The following is a 5,064-nucleotide window of genomic DNA, read 5'->3' as shown; positions in this document are numbered from 1 at the left end:
CGCCCCGTCTCGGCGGGGGTGCTCGCGCTCGGTGCGGCGCTCGTGGCGACCGTACGGCGCCCGCGCTCGCGGCCGCAGCGGGTTTCGTGCTGGCGTGGTCGCCCGGTCGGGGCGGAGCTCTGCTGGCCCTCGCGGTCACGGGCCTGGCCGCCGCGGTGGTGGCAGCGCTCGCGCGCACCGGTGCCGACGACGAGGCCGGCGAGCAGGTCCTGCGCATCTGGATCACGTGCGGTGGCGGGCTCGCCGCCGTCGCGGTCGCCTGGCTGCTCGTCGGGGCCGCGCCCCTGGCGCTCGCCGTGGTCGCCCTGGCCGCCGTCGTCCTCGCGACCCGGTTGCTCCCGTCCTTCGTCGTCGACGTCGACGACGACGTGCTGCTCGACCTCGACCGGCTCGCCGTCACCGCCTGGTCGGCCCGTGACGTGCCGCAGGGAGGCCGCAAGCGTCACCAGGTGCGGCGCTCGATGGTCGACGACGTGGTCGCGCACAGCCGACGGGCCGTCGTCGCGGGCGTCGTCGTCACGAGCATCACCGCGGCCGTGGCCGCTCCGGTCGTGCTGCTGCGCGGCGGGCCGCTGGGCGGCGACGCCACCACGTGGGCGGGCATCGGGTGCCTCGCCCTGGTCGGCCTCGCCGGGGCGGCGCTCGGGCTGGCGGGACGGAGCTTCCGCTCCCGGCTCCCGCGGCGGCTGCTCGGCCTGAGCAGCTGCTGGCTCGTCCTGCTCGCGGGTGGTGCGCTGGCGGCGCGGCTCGACGGCAGCTGGGTGTGGTGGTCACTGGCCGTCCTGGTCCTCGTCGTGCCCGGCGTCGTCATGGCGGCGGTGCGGCTCGGCCACGGCTGGCGCTCGGTCTGGTGGGCCCGCGCGGGGGAGGTCGTCGAGACGCTCTGCGGGGTGCTCGTCGTGGCGCTCGTGCCGCTCGCCTCCGGGCTCTTCGACGTCATCCGCACGTCGTTCGGCTGAACCAGCCGGGGTCGGATGCGCGAGCCGTCGGGGGATTCCCGCCAATTTGTGCATTGCCGGTTTAAGCGAGGTTGGCTGCGGATATCTTCGTCGTGATCCAACCCACGTGCTCCACAGGGGGGTGCGCGAGCAGGCGGGCCGGGAGATTCCCGGGCTGACGCAGGACAGAAGGGGGAAACCCGCCATGCAGGCAGGATTCCAAACAGCCGAGGGCGTGATCATCGATGGCGCCGAGGCGGTCGCCGAGGGTCGCCAGCGCATCATGAAGGACGCCAACGCGCTCGAGGACCGGCTCCAGGACCTCATCGCCAAGTGGCAGGGCCGCGGCGCCGTGTCGTTCCAGGGCACGATGGCCCGCTGGCGCGAGGCGGAGAACAAGCTGCGGCAGGCGCTCGAGCAGTTCGAGCAGAACCTGCGCGGCACCGACGACACCTACGTCACCACCGACCAGGGCGCGGCTGACGTGATGGCCAAGTTCGAGTCCCGGATGCCCTGAGAGGAACTGACATGACGCTGAAGGTAGATTTCGCCGCGCTCGACGCCGGCGCCGGAGACATCCGCACCGCTGCCCGCAACCTGCGCGGCAGCGTGTCCGACATGGACTCCGGCATCAAGAAGATGCAGGGCCAGTGGGACGGTGAGGCCAAGGCCGCCTACCAGGCCGCCCAGGAGAAGTGGAACTCCGCGATGGAGGACATCAACCAGCTCCTCGAGGAGGTCGGCGGCACCGTCGACCAGGCCCGCGCCGAGTACCACGCCGCGGAGCAGCGCAACGTCGCCCGCAACGGCGGCTGACCCGAGCGCGCACCCGTGACCGGGGTGGGTGCCACCGACCTGCTCGGTGGCACCCGCCTCGTCCGGCTCACCGGGCCGACCGGCCCGACCAGCACCACTCGACCAGGGGGACAGACGTGGCACACCCGAGCTCCGACGGCGCGGCAGCCGGAAACTCCGTGCAGATCGCGATCGACCGGATCCGTGAGATCGGCACCCGCACCGTCGGCGACATCGAGCAGGCCACGTCCGACGGCACCCAGACCTTCCGTGGCATCGACGCCACGAGCGGCCACTGGAGCCAGGTGCCGCAGGCGCAGGAGTTCTTCGCCATGCAGCAGGACGCCCGCCAGAACTTCCTCGACACCATCGACGCGATCGTCTCCGACCTCGAGAACCTCGGGTCCGAGCTCGTCGCCTCGGCCCGCAACCACGAGCAGGCCGACGACGCCATCGCCGCCGCCCTGAGCAGCTTCGGCCAGAGCTTCGACTCCACGCCGCTGCAGACCGACACGACGTACGACGAGGGCATCTCGCAGTCGGAGGTCGACGTCAGCGACCTCGACCTCGACGACACCGCGCAGGACGACGGCCCCGGTGCGGGCAACGAGGGTCCCGCGGGCTCCGAGCAGCCGTCCGGCGCCGAGGGCGGCGGCACGTCCGGGTCCTCGGGCTCCGAGGGCTCCGAGGGCTCGAGCGGCTTCGACGGCTGAGGACAGCGTCCCCGTGACCGCGCACGCCACCTCCTCCCGGGCCCGCCGCCTGGCGCTGGGCCTCGCCCTGGCCGCCTCGCTGGCGGCGCCCGCCTGCCTGGTGCCGCTCGGCGCGGTCGCGACGGCCTCGACAGTGTCTCGGCCGACGACCGCCGCGGCGGAGCCGCCTCACGTCGAGCAGTGGTGGTACGACGCCATGGGGCTCGACGAGGCTCACCGCGAGACGCGCGGCGAGGGTACGGTGGTCGCCGTCCTCGACGGCTACCTCGACACCTCCGTGCCCGACCTGCAGGGCGCCGACATCAAGATCAGGCGCGGCTGCGACGACGCCCGCATGGGCACCCCCGGCGGGTCCTTCGCCGACCACGGCACCGCCATGACGACCCTGATCGTCGGCCAGGGCACCGGCAACGCCGCCGGGGGTCGTGGCGTGCTCGGCGTCGCACCCGAGGCCACGCTCCGCTTCTACACCCTCGAGACCGAGCCCGACGGCAGCCGGGGCGTCTGCGACACCTACTCGGCCGGCCGCACGCTGGTCAAGGCGGCCAAGCAGGGCGCCGACGTCATCAGCATGTCGGTCAGCGGCTTCACCCAGGGCTTCGTCGAGTACGTCGACGAGGCCAACCGCCTCGGTGCCGTCGTCGTCATCGCGGCGGAGGCGGCAGACTCCGAGAAGGACACCTTCTACTTCCCCGCCGCCTCGCCGGGCGCGGTCGCCGTCCTCGCGGGCGGCGCCGACGGCGGGCTCTGGGAGCGCAACCCGATCACCTACGAGCAGCTGAGCGGGGGCCGGGAGAGCGGCGCCAGCTTCGAGGTCGGCGAGCCGACCCTGGTCGCCCCCGGCATCGCCACGCAGGCCGGCGGGTTCGACGACAGCGGCACCTGGGTCTCCGGCGCCGAGCGCACCGGCACCTCCGGCGCGACCGCGATCACCGCGGGCGCCTTCGCGCTGCTGGCGTCGAAGTACCCCGAGGCCACCAACAACCAGCTGATCCAGTCGGTCATCCGCAACAACGACGGCACCGGCAAGACGCAGCCCATCGAGTGGGCCTACGACCTGGGCTGGGGCAAGCTGCAGCTCAACAACGCGCTCGGGCAGGACCCGTCGGCCTACCCCGACGTCAACCCGCTCGCGATGAGCGTCGAGGAGGCGACGGAGCGCTTCGCCGCCGTCGACGGGACCGACGCCGAGGCACCCGCCGACGAGGACGCAGCGAGCGGCGAGCAGCCGGAGGGACAGGCCGCCACGACGCCCGACGACACGTCCGGCGACGCGACCGACGCGACAACCCCGGGACCGCCGATGACGGCGCTGCTGCTGGGCGCCCTCGTCGCCCTGGCCCTGCTCGGTGGGGTGGTCGTCGCCCTGCGCCGCCGCAACGCCCACGACCCGGGAGCACCGCCCGCTCCTGCCACGCACGACGTCAACGACGCGGCCGACGCCGGCCCGCACCACCAGGGGGAACGATGAGCGCAGGACCCAACGAGCAGAAGCTGCAGGAGGCGCTCGACGCCAACGTGACGATGATCGGTCTCACGGGCTTCGTCTGGGGCACCTCGGGCGAGCGTCTCGGCGACGTCGCCACGCAGCTGCGGAGCACCGGCAACGAGATCCTCGCGGCCTATCCCAGCGACGGCGGTGCCGCTGCCAAGGCGGCCTTCGACCGCATGGCCGCCTCGGTCGACGACCGGGCGAAGGCGATGAAGCAGTCAGGGACCGCCATCCAGCGCGCGGGCGGCGCCCTCTCCGACGCCAAGACCGCCTACGAGGCGCTGCCGCCGCCGGCCGACGACGTGCCGCCGATCACGGGCGAGCGCACGCCGGCCAAGCAGCAGGCGCACAGCACCGCTGTGGCCGCCGAGGCCGGCAAGGCCGCCGCGCGCGAGGCCGCGGCGGCCCAGGCCGTGCAGGCGATGAACCAGGAGCTGCGCGAGTCCCGCACCGACATGGCCAAGGCCATGGGCTACGAGGACAGCGGCGCCGACACCTCGACCACGGGCACCGACGTGTCCGGGTCGTCCGGCCCGGGCAGCGGCTACAGCAGCGCGGGCGGCGGCGGCCTCTACTCCACCAGCACCAGCGGTGTCTTCGTCGGCAAGACCGTCCGCTCCGCCCTCGTCGGCATGCCCCGACGCGGGGGCCGCGAGGTCGTCGAGGTCCGCGGCCCGGAGGAGGGTCGGCCCCAGGTGCTTCCCGGCGAGGTCGTGCCGGGTGGGACCGAGCCCGGCGGCAGCACCGAGCCCGGCGGATCGTCGGGACCGGTCCTCGGTGGCGGCGGGACGAGCAGCGGCCTCGCCGCCGGCGGTGCCGCCGGTGCCCTCGCCGGGGGCAAGGGCCTGCTCAACAAGCTCAGCGGCGGCCGGGGCAGCGCGACCGGCGCCACGGCACGCGGTGGCACCGCGTCGGCCCGCGGCGGCTCGGCAGGCGGTTCTCGACCTGTCATGGGCGGTCGCGCCGGTGGCGGCACCAACGGTGTGCTCGGCAAGGGCGGCCAGGCCGGCGGGGCGCGTGGCGCCACGGCGGGCGGTGCGCAGTCGGCCCGTGGCGGTTCGGCGGGCGGTGCTCAGTCGGCCCGTGGCGGTTCGGCGGGCGGTGCCCGCGGCGGTTCGGCGGGCGG

At 74.3% G+C, this 5,064-nt stretch carries 4 protein-coding genes and 2 pseudogenes; all 6 read left to right on the top strand.

Annotation, left to right across the window (positions count from 1 at the left end):
• Positions 1–959 (top strand): annotated as a pseudogene (locus ACYU8I_RS18800) (hypothetical protein); the annotation flags it as partial.
• Positions 960–1,143: 184 nt separating this feature from the next.
• Complete coding sequence (locus tag ACYU8I_RS18795) at positions 1,144–1,455, top strand: WXG100 family type VII secretion target (protein WP_460843858.1); 312 nt, start codon at positions 1,144–1,146, stop codon at positions 1,453–1,455.
• An 11-nt stretch (positions 1,456–1,466) separates the two neighbouring features.
• Positions 1,467–1,754: a WXG100 family type VII secretion target gene (locus ACYU8I_RS18790; protein ID WP_460843856.1), complete on the top strand. Its 288-nt coding sequence runs from the start codon at positions 1,467–1,469 to the stop codon at positions 1,752–1,754.
• 116 nt (positions 1,755–1,870) lie between these two features.
• Entirely contained in the window at positions 1,871–2,446 is a 576-nt protein-coding gene (locus ACYU8I_RS18785; protein WP_460843854.1) for a hypothetical protein, read from the top strand.
• A 13-nt stretch (positions 2,447–2,459) separates the two neighbouring features.
• Positions 2,460–3,917: a S8 family peptidase gene (locus ACYU8I_RS18780; RefSeq protein WP_460843852.1), complete on the top strand. Its 1,458-nt coding sequence runs from the start codon at positions 2,460–2,462 to the stop codon at positions 3,915–3,917.
• Positions 3,914–5,064: pseudogene (locus ACYU8I_RS18775) on the top strand (hypothetical protein); the annotation flags it as partial. The gene ACYU8I_RS18780 and the pseudogene ACYU8I_RS18775, both read left to right, overlap by 4 nt.

This window comes from Nocardioides marmoraquaticus, from assembly GCF_054777915.1.
This window is presented reverse-complemented; position numbering and strand designations above follow the sequence as displayed.

Bases quoted from the DNA above. Each gene is read 5' to 3' on its own strand.
- ACYU8I_RS18795 (WP_460843858.1), top strand. From the start codon at position 1,144: ATGCAGGCAGGATTCCAAACAGCCGAGGGCGTGATCATCGATGGCGCC.
- ACYU8I_RS18790 (WP_460843856.1), top strand. From the start codon at position 1,467: ATGACGCTGAAGGTAGATTTCGCCGCGCTCGACGCCGGCGCCGGAGAC.